This window comes from Oribacterium sp. WCC10, assembly GCF_900113415.1.
Lineage (GTDB): Bacteria > Bacillota > Clostridia > Lachnospirales > Lachnospiraceae > Oribacterium.
On the sequence record NZ_FOPH01000004.1, the window covers coordinates 66,456 to 84,680 of the forward strand.

Here is an 18,225-nt window from a genome sequence, read left to right on the forward strand (position 1 = left end):
ATATAGGTTTATTATAATGTTTTTTTAAAAGATTGTCTCGAAAAAATTATATTTTCCATTAATTTTTTTAGATTTTTCTTTAAAACGATTCATATTCTGCACATTTTTAACCCTTCCGCTCATTTGATTTTTGTAAATCCTGCACACCCGGCTATGCAGGTAGCTCACCGTGCTTCTGACGATAGATATATACAAGAATCTCTGCAACCGCACTGTAGTAGTCAACCGGTATCTCCTGCCCTATCTCGCATGATGCATAAAGGGCTCTTGCCAGTGGTTTGTTTTCTATCCATGGGACATCATTCTTTTCTCCGGTCTCAACTATCTTAAGCGCCATTAGATCAAGACCTTTTGCAACAACGTATGGTGCCCCTCTCCTGTCAGGGTCATACTTTAACGCAACAGCCACATGTGTCGGGTTACGGACGATAACATCCGCCTGAGGGACTTCCTGCATCATTCGTCGATTGGTCATCTCTCTGTGCTTCTGTTTCATTTTGTTCTTGACCTCAGGGTTACCGTCGATCATCTTTGACTCGTCCTTTACTTCCTGCTTGGTCATCATGAGATCCTTATGATACTTGTATCTCTGATACAGATAGTCCAGAAATGCTATTACGGAAAACGCAAGCGCAACCCTGAGTATCAGATCCCATATGAAGCTGAGCAACAGAAGTGTTGCATTGAAAGGCGCCATATTCAGCATTCTCGCAATAGGCAGAAGCTTGTCCTTTATAATGAATATCAGAAGAACTATAAGAATGGATATTTTAAGCATGTTCTTCAAAACTTCCACTGAGTTGCTCAGTGAAAAAACCTTCTTTATTCCGGATAAAGGATTCAACTTGCTGAATTTCACCTTCGTCGCTTTTTTTGAATAGTTGAACTTTGTCTGTACCCCATGAGAAAGGATAGCAAGGATAACAGCTACAAGCAGTATAGGGAGTGAACATACCAGTGCATACAGTATAAAACGATAGAACAATGGTCCCGCTATGGGATTATATTCACTGTGAGCTATACAATCCAATATGTACCTGAGCATACTTATGATGTATCTGTAAATGGTAGGAATCATAATACGAACCATCACAAATACTCCAAGCAGCATAACCACTGTGGCTACATCTTTGCTCTGACAGACATTTCCTTCCTTTCTTGCCTCGCTGATCTTATGCGCGGTAGGCTCCTCGGTTTTATCAGCGCCATCATCACCCATATGCAAACTCCTTTATAAACGTATGCTTTTTGTCATCTGTTACTGATACACAAATGCCAATTAAAATGACTCCATATTAGATGAACTAAAATATTTCTGCCTGTTATCATCTGTCCTTTAAGAACTTAAGGTGTATCATCCTGCAAGTATCAGCAAAATATCATCAAGATGCGAGTACATCTGTTCCAAAATGTTAATAAGCATTTCTGACATTGGTGTATAAAGCACCAAAAGCATAACCATACCAACTATGATCTTCAGTTGAAAATTTACTGAAAAGATATTAAGCTGCGGAATAACTCTCATAAGAACACCAAGCGCAATCTCTGCCAAAAGCTCTATGGCAATCAGTGGTAATGCAAAAGTCAATCCTAAAACAATACATCCATTAAACAAATCGATCATGAACAAGGATAGATTTGCATCAATATGCACCTGTCCAAAAGGGATAAGTCTGATGGAATCATAAATTATACCCAGATATCTCAGATGACCATTGGTTGTAAAAAACAAAAAGCTCATCATTATCGCAAAAAGATTGGCATTGGGCGTAATTTGCTGATTTGATGCAGGGTCATACATCTGTGCCATGTTAAGACCCATCATAAAATCAATGACGGTACCGCCGAAGCGGACTACCGCCAATGTTAGTTCCATACCAAACCCGATGCATGCACCGACTCCCAATTCTTTGATAAGCATAAATGCATATTCAAGCAATGTCTCCGGCTCAGCCATAAGCATCCCGTCAGTCCACACATAGATCATGAGAGAAATCATGAAAACAAACATTCCCTTGACGGTTCCCGGAAATTCGGATCTTGATAATACTGAATTTAATTCTATCACTCCCGTTACACGCATAACGATGAAGCTAAATAAAATCAACATTTCAGCCTCCGGATGCAATCAAAGCAAAAACCTGTATTGTAAAATCATGTATCTTCTGAAGAATGGTACTTCCAAGCAATGCAAGCACTATCAATATGGATAAAAGCTTAGGAACAAATGTCAGTGTCTGCTCATTTATGGACGTGGCTGCACTGAATATCGCAAGGAAAATTCCTACTATCATACTTATAAGCAGCAGCGGCAATGCAATCTCCAAAGCGGTCTGGAATGTCTGTCTCAGCATATCAAGTGCAAGTTCAGTAGTCATGTCATTCTCCTATCGGAAACTGTTAATAATCGTAGAAAACATAAGTTCCCAACCGTTAACAGTAATAAACACAAGCAGTTTAAACGGCATGGATACCATCGTAGGCGGCAGCATAACCATACCCATGGCCATAAGTGTCGTTGATACAACGATATCTATGAGAAGAAACGGAAGATAAATGAGAAATCCTGCAGTAAAGCCTCTCTTAAGCTCTGATGTCATAAAAGCCGGCGTTATAACCGTCAGAGGATAATCTCTTACATCATCCTGCTCTGCAATCTGAGACATCTCAACAAATGTGTCCAAAGTCTCCTTTTCAGTATTTCTGAGCATAAACTCCTTGGCAGGACCTGCCATCCTTTTGATGCATTCCTCCTGAGTTATACGTCCTGCACGATAGGGCTGATAAGCAACCTCATTTATCTCTGCTATCGTTGGACTCATGATAAATAATGTGAGAAATAATGCCATTCCGGCCATGACCATATTGGGTGGCGTATTCTGCACACCCATCGCATTACGCGTAAAAGACAGGATAATAATTGTTCGAGTGAACGAAGTCATCATGACTACGATGGATGGCACCATTGCTACCATCGTCAGCATGAATATCAAATCCAATGTCGGCACATTACCGCCATTTAATCCGGTCAGTAAATCCCCCATCATTTACTGCTTTCCTTTCCGTCTCTGAACTGCTTCCAATACCTGTTCAGACACTGAGAAAAATCGCTTTGAAGCGGAGTCCCCAAACTCCTTTCCAGCGAATAATCGCCATCGAGCTCCTTGAGGATAGAAACCCCTTGAGAAGAGGAGCTCATAAGATAGAACTTAGAGTCTACCTTAACGATCAGAAGCAGACGATCCTGTCCGACTGCCAGCTGATCTATGACTTCCATATATCTCGCAGTACTGCTGCGATGCCAGGTCTTTCCCAGATATCTGCTGCTGGCATACGCCAACAGCAGAATGAGTATAAAGACAAGAAATCCGGATAAAAGTGAAATCGTGCTATGCATATCATCACAGACTTTCCGGATTGATTTCCTTACTTACGATCTCTGTGATACGGATACCGAAGTTATCTTCTACTACAACGATATCGCCGCGGGCTATACACTCACCGTTTACATAGAGATCTGCCTGCTCACCGGCCATCTTGTCCAAAACTACAAGTGAACCCTGTGTGAACTCCAGTATATCCTTGACAAGCTTCTTGGTTCTTCCTATCTCGACTGAGATCTCCAGAGGAACCTTCATGAGCATCTCTTTGTTTTCTTCCTGCTCACCGTAGTCTTCACTCTCACCATACTCAGGTGAATTGAGAGACTGTATCTTGACACCGGGACGAGGCTGATTCTTACTTGCCTTTCTGTCCTCTTCGATGTCCTTGATAAGCTGCATCATCTGAGTCTGTGACTGCTGCATCTGATTAAGCAGCTGTAATGTCATAGGATCCGGTGCTCCGGCTACAGCCTGAACATACTGTGGTGCCTGGGCTGCAGGTGCAGCGGCAGGTACTGGAGCAGGTGCCGGCATCGGAGCCGGTGCAGGTGGTGGTGGAGCTGCCGCAGCAGGCTGCGGAGCAGGTGCAGGTGCAGGTGTCGGAGCAGGTGCAGGCGCCGGTGCAGGTGTACCTCCGCCACCGTTCAGCAATGCATCTATGGATGACTGATCAAGCTGACCGCCGGATGATGCAGGGGCAGGCGCCGGTTCAGGTGTTCCTCCGCCACCGTTTAGCAGAGCATCTACTGCCGACTGATCAAGCTGACCACCGGATGATGCAGGGGCAGCTGCAGCCGGTTCCTCTGCCGGAGAAGCTGCTTCTGCCGGAGCTTCATCAGCTCCCTCACTTAACTCTATTCCAAACTGTTCAGCAAAAGGCTGAAGCAAACGCCTTACCAGAGATACAGACATGATATTGAGGAATTCACTTTCAAGCTCTTTATCCTCAATCTCAAGTGTAAAGCACACAACTACCTGTGCTTCATCTCCCGGGAAATACTTATCCTTGAATTCCTCTTCATTGGGCACTTCAAAGGATACCGGTGTCGATATATCGACAGTTACTCCCAAAAACTCGGAAAGAGCCGTTGCGGAAGAACCCATCATCTGGTTCATGACTTCTCTGATGGCAGATGCATTCATCTCATCCATCACAAACTCATCCTCAGGGATATCCATGCCCATCATCATACTTACGATGATACGCACGTCATTCCTGCTGAACATCATGACATTTCTTCCGTCGAGTCCCTTAACATAAGAGATCTCTACTCCTACTGCAGGTTCAAGTTCCCTATACTCGAACTCTGTCCTGTTCTGTACCTTAACTACAGGCGTAGTGATATTTACTTTCGTACCGAGCATTGTTGATAATGCTGTTGCCGATGAGCCAAGGCTGATATTCATTATCTCGCCTATGGCGTCTATTTCCATACTATTAAAGCGATCAGCACCCATTCGTTACTCTCCTTAACCCCTTCGTACTAGTTATGTTTTTATTTCAAGTGCCTTCTGTGCCATCGCCTTCATAGCATTAAGTGCAGTTACGTTCGCTTCATATGATCTTGTAGCGGACATACTGTCTACTGTTTCCTTCAGTACATCAACATTCGGCATTTCAACATATCCATCCGCATCCGCATCCGGATGAGAAGGATTATAAACACGTTTCATCTCACGTGTATCAGCAATGATCTGTGACACGCGGACTCCCGACTTTTTGGCAGTATGAAAGCCTTTCCCAAGCTGAGCATTCCTTAGTGCTTCAGCGAAAGATCCCTCACCATAGCTTTCAAACACCACATCCTTACGTTGATACGCGCCCCCGGCTTCGGTACGCGTCGTATCAACGTTAGCAATATTCTCTGCAGCTATATCCATCCTGATGCGCTGGGCACTCATTCCGGACGCACTGATATCAAACGAACTCAAAAAAGACATCGCTTTTCCTCCTTCAACAGTCAGGCGCTAATGAGAATATCGTCCCTATCACTTAACTTCCGAGAATATTCTTTACAGTAGAAGTGATTCTCTCTGCGTTAAATGGTTTTACAACGAAATCTCTTGCACCGGACTTTATAGCATCAACTACCATGGACTCCTGACCCATAGCGGTACACATAACGATCTTTGCATCCGGATGAGCTTCCTTGATCTTCTTAAGAGCCTGTAAGCCGTCCATGTTAGGCATGGTAATATCCATGATAACAAGATCAGGATTCTCTTCATCAAACTTCTTTACCGCTTCTGCGCCATCCTGTGCCTCAACATATTCACAGTCAGCAAAGCCACCCTTTGTAAGTGAATTCTTAACCATCATGCGCATGAATGCAGCATCGTCAACCAGCATAATCTTTGCCATACTTTTTTCTCTCCTAAGTTTAAAATAAAATGTACTTTCTATATAATGAACTGTGTCATGAAGCCCTTATCCGGTCTTCTGTTCCACAGACTCACCCAACAAACTTGCTATCTCATCCTCCTGGGAATTCTTATCCTTGCCCATAGGCTTGATACGATCCTCTATGCGGACAGCAACATTCTTTTTATAGATACCCATGGTTCCCATAAACCACGGCTGCCGTCCTACATACAGCTTCACAAGACTCTTTGATGATTTATTCATATCTATGACATCACCAACCTGAAGGTGGTAGATATCACTGATATCCAGTCTGATAACTCCAAGCTGACCTGTGATCGGGAATCTTGTATCCTTGATATGATTAAGGATAACATCAGAGTTATTCTCATATGAGAAACCTCTGGCTATATGCTTACGGTTATCTATGATCTTGAAGATATGTTCAAGAAGTGTTCCCGGAATACATAGTCTGATCTTCTCGGCGGCAAGTCCGGATACGTCAACATTGAGAACTATGATGACAACTGTCTCATCCAGACCTATCTCCTGCGTCATGGAAGGGTTTTCCTCCACTCTTTGCATCTTGAAGTTAATGTTTATATAGTTCGAGAATCCATCGTCCATGGAATGGATGATGTAGTCCAAAACTCTTTTATAAAGTGCCATCTCGACATCCGTATACCGGTAATTTTCCTCAACACGGATAACCGAATCTCCGCCTCCCAGCATATGGTTTATGAGAGTGATGATAAGTCCCGGTGTTGCATATACCATCAAAGGAACATTACTCTTTCCCTTATCAGGAAAATGTGTATCCACTATGGACATACAGTCATTCTCATGGAACATATTTACATACTCGTAGTATCGGCTCTCTCTGAGTTCGATGACTGTGATATCAGTCATGACACGGAATACACCGTTTACCTGAGACGTAAGGATTCTGGCATAGTTCTCATAGATACTTCTAAGGAGCTTGATTTTCTCCTTCGTGAACTTACGAGGACTGTAGAAATCATATTTATTAAAGTTTTCTTCTTCCTTCTTCTCTACTTCAGCGGCAACTTCTTTGGTTTCTGCGGCCTTTTCTTCAGCCGGAGCGGATCCTCCTCCGCCACCGCCTGCCATGGATTTAAGGAGTTCGTCAATCTGACTTTGCGATAGTACGTCTGCCATATGTTAAACACCCCACAACATCTTTCATACTCAGTTTAACAATGCTCTTTACCTATCCGGCAGTCCCCTTCGAAGTATTTTCCTGACCGGTCTGTAAAGCGGCATCCAGCGAAGTAAGATCATCGACCGCATTCGCTGCATAGTTCTCATAATCAGCCTGACCCGACACTCCTTCGACGGATGAGCTTATGTTTGACGTATCTGCATCTCCTGACGGAGAAAGCACAATCGTATCTTCACTTATACCGGCAGCTGCTCCTTCATCTGCCGTTGCGGCGCTTTCACCAGTTGTGATGATTGTGGTGTCAGCGTTCACACCTTCATTCAGATCCTTATAGTACTGATCCAGATCTCTGACTTCTCCTTCCTTATCGATGATAAGGATCTCTACTCTTCGGTTGGCAGCACGCCCTTCACTCGTGCTGTTTTCCTCCAGAGGACGGAACTGACCGTAACCTATACTTACAAGTTTGTCCGGGTCGAGAAAATCTTTGTTCTGAATGTATATACAAACCTCTGCTGCTCTCATGGAGCTTAGCATTCGGTCATTTCTTGCACTGTTTATACGGTTGGGATCGGCCTGCGCCGTATGTCCCATAACGTTTACCTGCGATATCAGATCATTGTCACCGCTGATGGTATCACAGAATATATCGAGGGTTTTCTGGCCCTGCTCGGTCAGTACCGAGCTGTCACCGGCGAAAAAGGCTTTATCCTTGAAAACCACAAAGGTGTAATCTTCACCTCTCGAAACGGTAACGCCCTCTACACCGGCTTCGTTCAGAGCTCTCGCTATCTGCAGATATATCTGTGACAGATCAGACTCCATAAGCTGATTTTGTTCAATCTCAGGGTTACCGATTATTCCTTCAGGCTGAACACCATCCTCCACGACCTGTGCATTGATGAGAGCCGTGTCCTGTTTCTCTTCCTTGGCACGCTCACTTGGTGTTTTACCGTCAGGATAAATACTTCTTACAAAAAGATCCCATTTAGCACTGTCCACGCTTGACATGGAGTACAAAAGAACGAAAAAGCACAGAAGCAAGGTTACGAGATCTCCATAGGTGTCCATCCAGCTTCCGCCTTCGTCACCTCCTCCGCCTTTCTTTTTCATCTTTTACTTACCTCCTCCGTCTCCGGCCTTCTTGAGAAGCTTCGTCTGCTGTCCACGCTGAAGTGATGCAAGCAGATGCTCTCTTATATACTTTGGATTCTCTCCTGCCTGGATAGCTATAACGCCCTCAATAACAGTAGAGCAATACAGCACCTCCTCCCCCTCACGTACAGCAAGCTTCTGTGCGATAGGGTGGAATATAACGTTTGCAAATGCCGAACCATAGAATGTTGTGATCATAGCGACACCCATATCCTGTCCAAGAGTACTTGCTCCTCCTGAACCTGAGAGATCCATACCTCTAAGCATGTTTACAAGTCCAACAAGTGTACCTATCATTCCGAACGCAGGTGCAAGGGCAGAACCCTTAACATACATACCTCTTGCCTCATCATGACGGGTCATCATATCTTCCACCTGACGTTCAAGGATGAATCTGACCTTATCCGGATCGTTTGCATCTACGATCATAAGCACCGCTGATTTAAAGAAAGGTTCCTTGATCTCACCTGCCTTTTCCTCCAGTGCAAGAAGACCGCTCTGTCTTGCTATCATGGCAAGATCCACAAGCTGATCTACAGCCTTTGGAACATCATACTTTTTGCCGCCTCTCATACAGGTTCCGATATGCTTCGGTATATCCTTCAGCATTCTGAATGGGTAACAGGCTACAAGACAGGCTATAGTACCACCAACTACGATGACCAGTGACGGCATATCTACGAAGTTACCAAGTTTATCTGTTCCGATACCGTTAACGATAAGCGCTGCAGCTATAATCCAACCGATCAAAAGCGTTAAATCCATTTACCAAGCCTCCTGTACCCTGATCAATGAACCTCATCTGTTGCCGCAAGGTTTTTGAATATGACAACATCATGTAAAAACTTCACTATCTGAGCTTCTATATCCTCTAAAGTGTTCTTTACGATATAGTAATCCCCCGTTGTAAGCTTCACCTTTGTTTCCGGAATCTTCTCTATAGTGAGAATCTGAAGATAACTCACATATAGAGGCTCTCCGTTCAATCGGATGAGTTCGATCATAAAATTATATATCCTCTCATTTTATCGGCTATAGCGGCGCTAAGTATAACGCCGCTATCAAAATTATTTAACTATTTAAGTGATATTATAAGTTTATCTCTTCATATTTACAAGTTCCTGTAATACTTCGTCAGAAACTGTAATGATTTTGGAATTGGCCTGGAAGCCTCTCTGTGTTGTGATCATGTCGGAGAACTCCTTTGCAAGATCTACGTTTGAGCCTTCCAGATATCCTGCCATAAGTGATGGCGTAGCACCAACACCGGGTTCTGACGCTGTTACGTCACCTGTATTATCTCCGGATGTTGCATTAAATGTATTGTTTCCTGCCTTTGTGAGACCTTCCTGGTTCTGGAAAGAAGCGATAGCAACCTTTCCCAAAATGATAGCGATTTCCTCACTGTCGATCTCAACGATAGCCTTTATAACACCGTCATTACCGATTTCAACACTCTTAAGCTGTTTAGCATATCCTGTGAAGTTTGGAGTAGCTGTACCTCCGGTAATGTCCGTCTTTTTTATATCTATATTAGGAGCTCTGAGTACATGCAGCTCCTTTGTGGTACTGGTTTCAGAAGTGGCACCGTACACAACCGGATCCGTATACTTGTTGGGTCTGAAACCATATACAAAGTTTCCGTTACCATCAACGATATAACCGTTTGAATCTACAGTGAACTGACCTACTCTCGTATATGCGAAGTTCTCTGTTTTCATCGTTGAAGTTGTAGCTTTGGTTTTTTCCTGAGTTGATGTATCAATCTCAATCTTTGTAGGATTGGAACCCAGATCCTTATTCGCAGAACTTGTAATGAAGAATCCAGGTCCGTTGATTGAAGCTGAAAAACCACCTACATAAGAAGGTGTAGATGATGTAAAGTCTGTTGCGATGGTTCCGGTCAGAGAACCATATCCGTACTGGGCTGCATTTTTACCACCGGTCTTTGCAACACCGCTTTCTTCCTTACCTGCTGCTGAAGCATTGGAAGTCTGATACATGGTATCCTTGAAGCTATAGCTCTGAGCCTTGAAACCAAAAGTGTTTACATTGGCAATATTGTTACTGATTACATCAAGCTTATTCTGATGTGATCTTAATCCTGCTACAGCTGAATCCATTGCTCTTAACATACTTTTATTCCTCTCTTTCTAAGAATGTCCGAAAGATGACCACCTGTCATAACTCGAACACTCTGACCCTAATCTAAATGCATCATCCATATAATGCTGTGAGCTTCAATATATCCGTACGATCCCGGACGCACCGCTTCGGGGTGCTGTCCAGACATCCTGTTAAGGTCCTGTCTACATAAAAACCGCACTGTCTATATTGGTTAATGTCTTGTTCTTCATATCGTCCTCTGCCATGGTAGTCACCACAACATTGTTCGGTACATTGACTATGAAGATCCCCTGTCTTCCTATGACTGCCACATCCCTGGCGCCTTTCTTTCTCGCCTCTTCAACCGCACTTTGAAGATTGTCCATCAGACTGTCGTTCATCTCTATATGTCTCTCTTCGAGACGTTTAGCCGCATGTTTGCTGAAACTCAACTCTTCTTTGTAACTCTTGTGCAGTTTCGTCAACTGATCCTGAAAGGAAGTGGCATTGTCTTTCTGTTCGTTAACCGAAGTCTTTTTGTCAACAATATTCTGATATTGTACTGACTGGAGTTTTCTCGAAGTAAGATCAAAATCCATAGCTTTCCTTTCCTCATACCGGCAACAGCCGATAATCATTTCCATATTCTTTTTTTAGATAGGCTGAGCCTCATTCGCATTCTTGATATTGACTATCTGTGAAAGCTTATAGTCTGTTGTATCGCCCTTAAGTCTTATCACAGGCTCATCTTCTGTGAGATAAACCGCTTCAACAGTTCCTGTCTTTGTAGCTGTCTGTCCGGTTGAATCGGTCTCGGTCATTACTGTGATTTCCTTTCCTATCATCCCGACCGAGTAGCTCTGCTTCGCAAATGCTATCTGACTTTCAACAGACTTAGTCATGGATGTCAGAGACTGAACCATGGCCATCTGTGACATCTGCGCAAGCATCTCACTGTTATCCATAGGGCTCGTATAGTCCTGATTGGCAAGCTGCGCTGACAACAGTTTAAAATAGCTGCTAATGGTCAGCGTATTCTTCTCATTTGATTCAGGAGTATAGTGTCCCGTGGTGTATGGACTGCTGGTTCCGGATACACTTGATACATCTGCCATATATGTTCTCCTTTCTTTTGCTTATACAAGTCCGAGCCTCATCTGCTGTAAGAATGCCGAGCTGTCAACATCTCCTGTTCTGGCCTGCTGTTCACTCTGTCTTGCCTGCTGCTGTGCTGCATTTTCATTAGATTCTCTTCCGCTTGCCATATCCTGCTTTGTGCCTGTTTCCTGTGCATTCGGTATATAAACTTCTGTCTGCTGTCCTGTCTTCTGCTGGATGATATTGGCCATAGCCGGAGCATTCTGTGTAAGAAGTTCAACAGTCTTCTGATTTGTAGCACTGATGGTAACCGCCGCATGTCCGCTGTCGTAACTAACATTGATGGTGATCTTTCCAAGATTCTGAGGATCAAGTTCGATGGTAAGCTGTCCATTCTGAGCCGGGAATCTTGCTGAAAGAAGATTGGTCAGATCATCTGCTACGGTAGTTTCTGTTGTGCGCATCATCATGGTCTCATTTGCTGCAACTTCTGTCTGCACAGTCTGTGTTGTCTGTACATTCTGTCCTGTGAAGCCGATAGGCATCGCTGCCGCAGTTGCATCCTCACTGAGTGTTGATGTTTTGGTTTCTGTTGTATCGTTGTCGTCTGCAGGGCTGCTTACTGTTTTTGGTGCCTGAGGTCCCTTGGCTATCTCAGCAGGATCTCCTCTGCTTTCTCCCGGAGCTCTTCCGGTAGGTCCGTCAGTATCTGTGGATGGTGTTCCGCTGGGGAAGTTCTCACTGTTCACAACCATACGTCCCTGTCCTTCGAGACTCTTCATAACCTCCTGTGGGTCGTACTTGTCAGCTGCATTTGATGTCACTTCCTTTGGCTGTTGTGATGTGCCTCCGTTTCTCTCTGCCTCCAACGTTGCCGCTTTTTCTGCCTGATTTTCCTCACCATCCCTCACTTCAACTGTCACAGATTTGCCATCCTGAGTCGGAACCATATTTTGCTCAGAAACTACAGGTGCACTTCCTGCACCGCTTACAGGAACTTTTTCAACAGAAGGTGGTTTTGCATTGGTCTGAATACGTTCGGTGACAAGCTCAACATCTCCGGCTGTTACGCGATCAGCCTTCAGATTGTCCATAAGCGCAAGTAATGCTGCCATTTCTTCAGCGCCATTGACATTGCTGCTCTCATCATTATCCTCAACCTTTTCGCCGGTCACTTCAGGATCAACAACTGTCACATCTTTTGCTGCCGCCGGAACTCCGTTGTCCGGATATGGCTTTGTATCTGTTGACTTAGCCTTTCCGAAATCACTGCCATTTACAGTTTTTACATCCTGCTTAACAGCTCCTGTATTCTGTAAAAGGCTTGAAAAGTCGATACCACCTGTCGCTCCAAGTCCACCGCCGGAACCATAACCTGTTGTACCTTTTCCTGCTGTTCTTCCCGGAACGGATACGTAATTATTAACAAGTTCCAAAGTATCTTCCTCCTTTCCTTTAATTTTTTATATGTAATCCATGCATAGCATGAGGATCACCTTTTTCTACAGGTCCTCTGCCCTTTCAGGCTGACCTTCCTATAGTATTCTGCTGATTGGATACAAACTCATCGATGAAGGCTTCTCTGTCTTTCTGTTCCTGTGCCTTGTAGATTTCCTGCTTCTTCTCCTTCAGCTTTTCAAATTTATTGACGTCGATATTGGCCGCAATTACCTCCTCTTTCTTTTTATCGGCATTTGCCTGCAAAATCTTAAGTGTCTCTTTCTCAACTTCTACCTGTTTATCCAGATTGTCTATCATAGAGGAGTACATAAGAAACTTCTCTATGGCCGCACCCTGCTGCTTTATCTCATCAAATTCAACCGTAAGGGCACGGGCTTTTGCTCTCAGCTTTTCTATCTCAAGCTTTTTTTCTTCTACATATTTCATCCTAAGTGCATACTGTTCCTTCAGATCATCCAGGACTTGCTGCTTGTACTCAAGTACAGATTGAAGATTGTATTGAAACTTTTTCATTTATTGCCGCCTTTCTGAATTAGCCAACAATGCGTTTTAATTGTTCCAGAACTTCGTCGTAGGAAAAGGCTTCCTTTGTACCCTGTATCAGAAATTTGTTGATGGCAGCGTACTTGTTCACAGCCTCATCCAACGCAGCATTGGTACCTTTCTTATAAGCGCCTATGGATATCAGATCAGCATTCTTCTGATAAAGCCCCAACATATTTCGTACTCTTGATGCATACTTGTTATGCTCAGGAGATACGATCTCAACCATCAGACGGCTGACGCTGGCGCCTATATTTATGGCAGGATAATGATTCTCTGCCGCCAAAGCTCTCGACAGGACTATATGTCCGTCAAGTATGCCTCGAACGGTATCCGCGATAGGTTCGTTTGTATCATCACCCTCTACCAGTACCGTATACACCCCGGTTATTGAACCTTTATTAAACTGTCCCGCTCTTTCAAGGAGTCTCGGAAACTCCGCATATATGGAAGGCGTATAGCCTCTCGCAATAGGAGGTTCTCCTGTTGCAAGCCCTATCTCACGCTGTGCCATGGCATATCGTGTCAGGGAATCCATCATGAGCAGTACATCCATCCCTCTGTCTCGGAAGTACTCCGCAATAGTTGTTGCTACAAGAGGACACTTGAGTCTCAGCATCGCCGGCTGATCGGAAGTCGCAACAACCAGAATAGATCTTTTCATTCCCTCTTCCCCGAGATCTCTCTGTGCGAATTCCAGAACCTCACGTCCTCTCTCGCCTACAAGTGCTATAACATTGATATCTGTTTTTACATTTTTGGCAATCATACCCATAAGGGTAGATTTACCGACTCCGGAGCCGGCGAAGATACCGATACGCTGGCCCTTACCGATGGTATTGAGTCCATCGATTGCTTTTATTCCAAAATCGAGTCTCGAACGGATAGGAGGTCTGTCCAACGGATTGGTATAACCACTGTTAACTGTGTAAGTAGAAGCATTGGCAGGAAACGGTGCTCCCCCATCCATCGGCTGCCCCAAAGCATTGATGATCCTCCCTTTAAGGAAATTGCCAACCGGCACCCTTAATCTGTGCTTTGTGTTCCTTACAAAGCTTCCGGAGGTTATACCCGATGTGGCCTCATAGGTCATAAGCTGTATCTTGTCACCCTTAAAACCAACAACCTCCGCCGGAATACTCTTATTCAATTCATCATTGTGGATCATGCAGATATCACCGATACTCGCCTTATCGCCGGAGGCCTCGATAGCCATTCCGACGATATTTTCGATTTTACCTACACGTCCAACCGTTTCTGACTTCCTGATAATTTCCGGAAGCTTTTCAAACATTATTCCATACCCTCTTCATCATCTTCATCGAAGCTGACACCATTCAGATTCTCTCTTATACTGTCGATCTGAGAACCGACCCCTATATCGATCATCTCACTTGGCGTCTCTATAACCGCATATCCTACACTCTCCTTATCCTGAACAACGAACTTTACATTGTCGGATATTCGCGCAAGATCCGCAGCCACATCTTCATCTACAGATATAAGCTTTTCATAGTCATACTTATCTATATATATCTTTATCCACTCGGTACGCTTCATCTTCTCAACTTCAGCTATGATCATTCGTTTAATGATCTCACCGGAGGTTTCAAGACTTATATGTATGACTTTCTCTGCCACTGCAATTGCTACGTCCTTTAGTTCATCCAGATATCTGTGGAAACTCTCCTCCCGTTCTTCTCCAATCTGGACTATGGAATGTGCCACAGCCGACTGATACTTCTCTATGGTCTGCCTGAATTCGGCTTCAGCCTGTTGCTTTGCGGCTGTACGTCCGTCCATCATCCCCTCCTGATGGCCTTTGTTATAACCTTCCTCATAGGCATCCTTTTTAATCTGTTCAGCCTCAAGCTTTGATCTGTTTAATATCTTTTCAGCTCTGTCAGATGCATCTCTCAGCATCTTTCTCTGCATAAAGGAGATCTCCTCGTCGGATTTCACCTCTCCGCTTTGCATGATCTCATCAGGCCTCTCAATAGGCATATCCCTGTAGGATTGATATGGGGGTTCCGGTTCTGTTACATTATCCTGAACATCATCGGGAACTTCAGTATCGTCACCACTGGAAAATATTTCAACGGTATGCGAAAACTGCTGGATACTGGCATTGCGTCCACCCTTAATGATCGAGCGCGAGGGTTTCTCTTTATACAATGATCGTATCTTCTCCACCTCCCTTATTGATTACAAGCTCGCCCTGCTCTTCCAACTTACGGATGAGATTAACGATACGCTGCTGAGCCTCTTCAACATCCTTAAGTCGTACATTGCTTGTAGTTTCGATATCGCCTCGAACTGTTTCTGCCTGACGCTTGGACATGTTGCCGAAGAAGATATCCTTCATCTCGTCGCTTGCTGTCTTCATAGCAAATACGATATCCTTGGTATCGCAATCTCTGATGAATCTCTGTACGGAACGGTTGTCCATAGAGAGAATATCCTCGAATACAAACATCTTGTCTCTGATGTCCTTTGAGAGTGTCGGATTGGATACATCCAACTCATCAAAGATCTTCTTCTCGGAGCTTCTGTCGATGTGGTTCATGACATCAGCTACATAGTCGATACCACCGAGGTTCATGTTGTCCTCACTTGTGATGATGGAGCTGAACTTACGTTTCATCTCATTCTCGATGATCTGTATGGCATCCGGTGAAACTCTGTCCATATTTGCCATAGCCGTTACGGTAGGGATACGCTTCTCCTCAGGAAGGTTCTCAAGTACCTTGGCAGACTGTTCCGCTTCCATGTACGACATGATAAGTGCGATAACCTGTGGCCTCTCTGTAGCAAGCAGTGAAAGCAGTGCCTTCGGGTCTCCCTTTGCGAAGAAGTTGAAAGGCTTTGAGGCAAGTGTCTTCGATACCTTATCAAGAAGGTTCTTGGCAGTGGATTCGCCAAATGCCTTCTCAAGTACTGACTTGGCATAGTCGATACCGCCGTCTGTCATCATCTTATGTGTGAGACAAAGCTTATAGAACTCGTCCAGTGTATCCTCAACCTCCTGGTTGGTGGTCTTTCCTACACGGGCAACCTCGTATGTGAGATCTTCGATATCCGATTCATTTAAGTATTTATACAACTGTGACGCTCTGTCTGCACCTATGGATACTATGACAAGTGCTGCCTTCTGCTTTAATGTAAGCTTTCTTCCAGGCTCTCTGTTTTCCGTCTCTATTGTCGATGGCGCCGCTGCCTGCGGTGCCGCTGTCTGTGTTGTGTTCTCTGCACTATTTCCTGCTTGAACGGTCTCTTCTCCTGCCATTGTTACTACTCTCCTCTTCCTCTTCACGCAGCCAGCCCTGGATGAGCTTTGCCACTACCTGAGGGTTGTTGTCTATAAAATCTCCGATATTCTGCTTCAGGCGCATACCATGCTGCATTGAAGCATTGGTATCCTCTTCTGCTCCGAGCTCCATCTCTTCGTCTCTCTGTCTCTTCTGTGCCGGAGTCTCTGCAGCTGCTGCAGCCGCCGCTGCCGCTGCTGCTTCTGCCTCCGCTGCTGCCGCTGCTTCCGCAGCCAGCCTCTTCTTCTTTTTCTTTCGTAAAATGATAAGTATAAGAATAAGTAGCAGTAGAACTGCTGCCGCAATCGCAACGATAAGTGCTGCAAGCGGGAACTGCTGTTCTTCTTCCGTTACTTCCTCTGTCTTCTGCTCTTCTGTAGTGTCAGCCGGTGGTGTAGAACGAATGATAGTGATCTTTTCAGCTGCCTCAAGTCTGCTTATTCCACCTGCATCGGCAACGAGATTAACCAGATCCTGCTGCTGTACAGATCTGTCATCTGTCATGATAACGACAGCTACTGTTGCATCCTTAAGTACACCCGGAGAAATCTCCTTCTGTTCCTTCAGTACATTAAACAGCCAGTCTCTTGAATATGCATTGGCTGAATAACCGTTGGTCGTTGTATTTGTTCCGTTCTGATTTGTATACCTCGGAGTATCAGCATTGGCATCAGTTCCTACGACACCTGCTGCCCCCTCTGTTGCAGAACCGGAATTCTCATTATTGAAATCTTCATGATGAAGAAGTCCGTCTCGTTCGGTTTCCTCCACCTTATCGGGAACCGTATATTCTGTATTCTCGGATATGAGCTTCGTCATATCGAGAGTACCCTTTACTGATACCGCAACATTTTCAGAGCCGTAAAGCTTAGCAAGTACTCTCTTGATGTTTGATGCGATACTGTTTTCAACCTGAGTAGTAAGATCCTGTATTGCCTTGCTGGTATCCCCACCGGAATCCCCGCCTACTTCCTCCATGGTAGCCGCGTCAAAAACAGACACGTTGGTGAAATTAACACCTTTTACCGATCTGGAAATGAGATTACGGATGGCGTCAGCATTGGACTCTGTAAGAGTTGCGCCCGGCTTCATGGTTACAACTACAGATGCAGATGCATCTATGGTCTTTGTATTGCTGAGTGCAAACTTCTCATTTGAACCCTTGGCTACGGTAACCTTGGCATCCTGCACTCCGTCAAACAGACGAATCGTTGCTCCCAGTCTATCCTGCAGATCATACAGTGTGTAGAGTTCCTTGTCAGACTCCGTGGACATGAGCCCCGAATTACTTATATACATGTTATAAGTAAAACCACTCTTTGGATAACCCTGACTAAGAAGCGATACTCTCGTCGACTCAACCTTGTCCTCCGGGACACGAATCGAACCATCGTTTGCGTTGTAGGTATATGCTATGTCCTGATCCTGCAGAAGACCTGCAACCTGTGAAGCCTCTTCTGTACTCAGTCCCGTAAACAATGTGCTGTATTTAGTTTTACTGTTCAGGCTTAAATAAATGATTGCTGCCGCCGCGACTATAACCGTTGCGACAACGATGCCTATCAGCGTAACCTTGTTACGCTTCGACATTTTCCCCCATGATTCTTTAAAGTTATCCAAAGCTCA

21 protein-coding genes are annotated in these 18,225 nt (G+C 44.5%); all 21 read right to left on the reverse strand.

Annotation, left to right across the window (positions count from 1 at the left end; genetic code table 11):
• Window positions 1-151: 151 nt before the first annotated feature.
• Window positions 152-1,219, reverse strand: a complete 1,068-nt coding sequence (gene flhB / locus BM294_RS04085) for a flagellar biosynthesis protein FlhB (RefSeq protein WP_091205158.1) — start codon at window positions 1,217-1,219, stop codon at window positions 152-154.
• 135 nt (window positions 1,220-1,354) lie between these two features.
• Window positions 1,355-2,110, reverse strand: a complete 756-nt coding sequence (locus tag BM294_RS04090) for a flagellar biosynthetic protein FliR (protein ID WP_091205160.1) — start codon at window positions 2,108-2,110, stop codon at window positions 1,355-1,357.
• Between the two features lies 1 nt (window position 2,111).
• Complete coding sequence (locus BM294_RS04095) at window positions 2,112-2,378, reverse strand: flagellar biosynthetic protein FliQ (RefSeq protein ID WP_091205161.1); 267 nt, start codon at window positions 2,376-2,378, stop codon at window positions 2,112-2,114.
• Window positions 2,379-2,387: 9 nt separating this feature from the next.
• The gene (gene fliP, locus BM294_RS04100) at window positions 2,388-3,044 is read right to left on the reverse strand and encodes a flagellar type III secretion system pore protein FliP (protein WP_091205379.1); all 657 of its coding nucleotides are present in this window, start codon (window positions 3,042-3,044) and stop codon (window positions 2,388-2,390) included.
• Window positions 3,044-3,397, reverse strand: a complete 354-nt coding sequence (locus BM294_RS04105) for a flagellar biosynthetic protein FliO (RefSeq protein ID WP_091205163.1) — start codon at window positions 3,395-3,397, stop codon at window positions 3,044-3,046. Before BM294_RS04105 ends, fliP begins: the two co-directional genes overlap by 1 nt.
• A gap of 4 nt (window positions 3,398-3,401) precedes the next feature.
• Entirely contained in the window at window positions 3,402-4,841 is a 1,440-nt protein-coding gene (gene fliN / locus BM294_RS04110; RefSeq protein WP_091205164.1) for a flagellar motor switch protein FliN, read from the reverse strand.
• 30 nt (window positions 4,842-4,871) lie between these two features.
• Window positions 4,872-5,324, reverse strand: coding sequence for a flagellar basal body rod protein FlgC (flgC, locus tag BM294_RS04115; protein WP_091205165.1), 453 nt, complete (start codon window positions 5,322-5,324; stop codon window positions 4,872-4,874).
• A gap of 52 nt (window positions 5,325-5,376) precedes the next feature.
• The gene (locus BM294_RS04120; protein WP_091205166.1) at window positions 5,377-5,745 is read right to left on the reverse strand and encodes a response regulator; all 369 of its coding nucleotides are present in this window, start codon (window positions 5,743-5,745) and stop codon (window positions 5,377-5,379) included.
• Window positions 5,746-5,811: 66 nt separating this feature from the next.
• Complete coding sequence (locus tag BM294_RS04125) at window positions 5,812-6,924, reverse strand: flagellar motor switch protein FliM (RefSeq protein ID WP_091205167.1); 1,113 nt, start codon at window positions 6,922-6,924, stop codon at window positions 5,812-5,814.
• Window positions 6,925-6,976: 52 nt separating this feature from the next.
• The gene (locus tag BM294_RS04130; RefSeq protein ID WP_091205169.1) at window positions 6,977-8,041 is read right to left on the reverse strand and encodes an OmpA/MotB family protein; all 1,065 of its coding nucleotides are present in this window, start codon (window positions 8,039-8,041) and stop codon (window positions 6,977-6,979) included.
• A gap of 3 nt (window positions 8,042-8,044) precedes the next feature.
• Entirely contained in the window at window positions 8,045-8,848 is an 804-nt protein-coding gene (locus BM294_RS04135; RefSeq protein ID WP_091205170.1) for a motility protein A, read from the reverse strand.
• Between the two features lie 23 nt (window positions 8,849-8,871).
• On the reverse strand, window positions 8,872-9,087 hold the full coding sequence (locus BM294_RS04140; RefSeq protein ID WP_091205171.1) for a flagellar FlbD family protein: 216 nt from the start codon (window positions 9,085-9,087) through the stop codon (window positions 8,872-8,874).
• A 93-nt stretch (window positions 9,088-9,180) separates the two neighbouring features.
• Window positions 9,181-10,218, reverse strand: coding sequence for a flagellar hook-basal body complex protein (locus BM294_RS04145; protein WP_091205173.1), 1,038 nt, complete (start codon window positions 10,216-10,218; stop codon window positions 9,181-9,183).
• A 174-nt stretch (window positions 10,219-10,392) separates the two neighbouring features.
• A complete protein-coding gene (locus tag BM294_RS04150; protein ID WP_091205174.1) occupies window positions 10,393-10,788 on the reverse strand; it encodes a TIGR02530 family flagellar biosynthesis protein in 396 nt (131 codons plus the stop codon).
• 54 nt (window positions 10,789-10,842) lie between these two features.
• Complete coding sequence (locus BM294_RS04155; protein WP_091205176.1) at window positions 10,843-11,304, reverse strand: flagellar hook assembly protein FlgD; 462 nt, start codon at window positions 11,302-11,304, stop codon at window positions 10,843-10,845.
• Between the two features lie 21 nt (window positions 11,305-11,325).
• A complete protein-coding gene (locus tag BM294_RS04160; RefSeq protein ID WP_091205182.1) occupies window positions 11,326-12,723 on the reverse strand; it encodes a flagellar hook-length control protein FliK in 1,398 nt (465 codons plus the stop codon).
• A gap of 85 nt (window positions 12,724-12,808) precedes the next feature.
• Window positions 12,809-13,261 (reverse strand): flagellar export protein FliJ, encoded by a 453-nt coding sequence (locus tag BM294_RS04165; RefSeq protein WP_091205184.1) that lies wholly within the window; start codon window positions 13,259-13,261, stop codon window positions 12,809-12,811.
• Between the two features lie 19 nt (window positions 13,262-13,280).
• The gene (locus BM294_RS04170) at window positions 13,281-14,585 is read right to left on the reverse strand and encodes a FliI/YscN family ATPase (RefSeq protein ID WP_091205186.1); all 1,305 of its coding nucleotides are present in this window, start codon (window positions 14,583-14,585) and stop codon (window positions 13,281-13,283) included.
• Window positions 14,585-15,466 carry a FliH/SctL family protein gene (locus tag BM294_RS04175; protein ID WP_091205187.1) on the reverse strand — a complete coding sequence of 294 codons (882 nt, stop codon included), beginning with the start codon at window positions 15,464-15,466 and terminating at the stop codon, window positions 14,585-14,587. Before BM294_RS04175 ends, BM294_RS04170 begins: the two co-directional genes overlap by 1 nt.
• Window positions 15,459-16,577, reverse strand: coding sequence for a flagellar motor switch protein FliG (gene fliG, locus BM294_RS04180; RefSeq protein WP_091205189.1), 1,119 nt, complete (start codon window positions 16,575-16,577; stop codon window positions 15,459-15,461). Before fliG ends, BM294_RS04175 begins: the two co-directional genes overlap by 8 nt.
• Window positions 16,543-18,219, reverse strand: a complete 1,677-nt coding sequence (gene fliF, locus BM294_RS04185) for a flagellar basal-body MS-ring/collar protein FliF (RefSeq protein WP_091205190.1) — start codon at window positions 18,217-18,219, stop codon at window positions 16,543-16,545. The genes fliG and fliF overlap by 35 nt, the downstream gene beginning before the upstream one ends.
• Between the last annotated feature and the right edge of the window lie 6 nt (window positions 18,220-18,225).

Coding starts and splice junctions, on each gene's coding strand:
- fliP (WP_091205379.1), bottom strand. CDS start 3,044: ATGGGGGATTTACTGACCGGATTAAATGGCGGTAATGTGCCGACATTG.
- fliG (WP_091205189.1), bottom strand. CDS start 16,577: ATGGCAGGAGAAGAGACCGTTCAAGCAGGAAATAGTGCAGAGAACACA.
- BM294_RS04120 (WP_091205166.1), bottom strand. CDS start 5,745: ATGGCAAAGATTATGCTGGTTGACGATGCTGCATTCATGCGCATGATG.
- BM294_RS04145 (WP_091205173.1), bottom strand. CDS start 10,218: ATGTTAAGAGCAATGGATTCAGCTGTAGCAGGATTAAGATCACATCAG.
- BM294_RS04135 (WP_091205170.1), bottom strand. CDS start 8,848: ATGGATTTAACGCTTTTGATCGGTTGGATTATAGCTGCAGCGCTTATC.
- BM294_RS04130 (WP_091205169.1), bottom strand. CDS start 8,041: ATGAAAAAGAAAGGCGGAGGAGGTGACGAAGGCGGAAGCTGGATGGAC.
- BM294_RS04155 (WP_091205176.1), bottom strand. CDS start 11,304: ATGGCAGATGTATCAAGTGTATCCGGAACCAGCAGTCCATACACCACG.
- fliN (WP_091205164.1), bottom strand. CDS start 4,841: ATGGGTGCTGATCGCTTTAATAGTATGGAAATAGACGCCATAGGCGAG.
- BM294_RS04170 (WP_091205186.1), bottom strand. CDS start 14,585: ATGTTTGAAAAGCTTCCGGAAATTATCAGGAAGTCAGAAACGGTTGGA.
- BM294_RS04095 (WP_091205161.1), bottom strand. CDS start 2,378: ATGACTACTGAACTTGCACTTGATATGCTGAGACAGACATTCCAGACC.
- BM294_RS04140 (WP_091205171.1), bottom strand. CDS start 9,087: ATGATCGAACTCATCCGATTGAACGGAGAGCCTCTATATGTGAGTTAT.
- BM294_RS04090 (WP_091205160.1), bottom strand. CDS start 2,110: ATGTTGATTTTATTTAGCTTCATCGTTATGCGTGTAACGGGAGTGATA.
- BM294_RS04150 (WP_091205174.1), bottom strand. CDS start 10,788: ATGGATTTTGATCTTACTTCGAGAAAACTCCAGTCAGTACAATATCAG.
- flgC (WP_091205165.1), bottom strand. CDS start 5,324: ATGTCTTTTTTGAGTTCGTTTGATATCAGTGCGTCCGGAATGAGTGCC.
- flhB (WP_091205158.1), bottom strand. CDS start 1,219: ATGGGTGATGATGGCGCTGATAAAACCGAGGAGCCTACCGCGCATAAG.
- BM294_RS04125 (WP_091205167.1), bottom strand. CDS start 6,924: ATGGCAGACGTACTATCGCAAAGTCAGATTGACGAACTCCTTAAATCC.
- BM294_RS04165 (WP_091205184.1), bottom strand. CDS start 13,261: ATGAAAAAGTTTCAATACAATCTTCAATCTGTACTTGAGTACAAGCAG.
- BM294_RS04105 (WP_091205163.1), bottom strand. CDS start 3,397: ATGCATAGCACGATTTCACTTTTATCCGGATTTCTTGTCTTTATACTC.